General features: G+C 62.8%; 1 protein-coding gene. It reads left to right on the top strand.

Features of this window, described 5'->3' with window-relative positions; translation table 11 throughout:
• Positions 1-411 precede the first annotated feature (411 nt).
• Positions 412-1,251, top strand: coding sequence for a formylglycine-generating enzyme family protein (locus tag E1958_RS19490; RefSeq protein ID WP_243725311.1), 840 nt, complete (start codon positions 412-414; stop codon positions 1,249-1,251).
• Positions 1,252-1,372: the final 121 nt, after the last annotated feature.

Here is a 1,372-nt window from a genome sequence, read left to right as displayed (position 1 = left end):
GATTGATTTTTAAAGACTCACATCGGGAACAACTCTAATATCAATACTCGCAGCTTAGTGGGCTGGACAGGCACTCGGGATGCCACTGCATTTCGGGACCTACTGGCGGATATTGCCAGGATCGCCGGCCCGCCCTCGACGCCCGACCGGCCTCCAGCGCCGGAACCAAGGCCTGTACTAACCCCTCCTCAAGATCTGTCGGCGGATATCTCCAAAGCCGGCAGTGCACCCTTGCCGCCGTCTGATCCGTCTCCACCGCCGGACCCAGGACCTATACCCCACGCTTCTCAAGAGCCGCCGGTAGACATTTCCAAAGCCGGCAGTCCATCCTCGTCGCCGCCCGATCCATCTCCATCATCGGACCCGGCACCGATCCTAAAGCAACCAGTCTCGTTCCGATGGCGGAGTGGCGTGGCCGGGTTGGCTGTAATCGGGACGTTGGTTGGGGGTATCATCTTGTCCGTCCTGGAGCAAAACAAACCCCTGACTGTCTTCCACGATACCCTCAAAGACGGCTCCCAGGGACCGGCGATGGTGGTTATCCCCGGCGGCAGCTTCCAAATGGGCTCCCCCACCACCGAGCCTGAGCGCAGTGATAACGAGGGACCGGTCCATGAGGTGACGCTGCGTCCCTTCGCCATGGGCCGTACCGAGGTTACTTTTGCCGAATACGACCGCTTCGCTGTGGCCAGGGAGCGTAAGAAGCCGAACGATGAGGACTGGGGACGGGGCCAGCGGCCGGTGATTAATGTCTCTTGGGAAGACGCTACGGCATATGCGGCCTGGTTGAGTGATCAGACCGGCGAGCGCTATCGCCTGCCTACCGAGGCCGAGTGGGAATATGCCGCCCGGGCCGGTACCCGGACCCCCTTCTGGACCGGCGACTGCATCCACACCGACCAGGCCAACTACGACGGCGACTCTGATTACAACAACTGCGAGGCCAAGACCAGGGTCGACCGGGGGCAGACGGTCCCGGCCGGCAGTCTGCCGGCCAATCCCTGGGGGCTCCATGAGACCGCCGGCAATGTCCGGGAATGGACCCAGGATTGCTGGCACGGGAGCTACCAGGGCGCCCCATCCGACGGCAGCGCCTGGGGTCAGGAGAACGGCGGCGACTGTGGCCGGCGTGTGACTCGCGGCGGTGGCTGGAACACCCACCCAAGGAGCCTCCGGTCGGCGGACCGTTACAGGCTCCCGACCGATGTTGCGCTCAACTTCCTCGGTATTCGTCTCGCCAGGGATCTATGACCCTTTGTGCTGTGTACTTTATCCCTGTGCCGGATCCGTAGGTTGGGCAAAGACGCACACTGCGGAGCTGGCGATCAAGCCGACGGCCTATAGCGCGCCGTGCCCAACAGGGGCTTTGTCT

It is taken from the genome of Candidatus Thiosymbion oneisti (assembly GCF_004359955.1).
Lineage (GTDB): Bacteria > Pseudomonadota > Gammaproteobacteria > Chromatiales > Chromatiaceae > Thiosymbion > Thiosymbion oneisti.
This window is presented reverse-complemented; position numbering and strand designations above follow the sequence as displayed.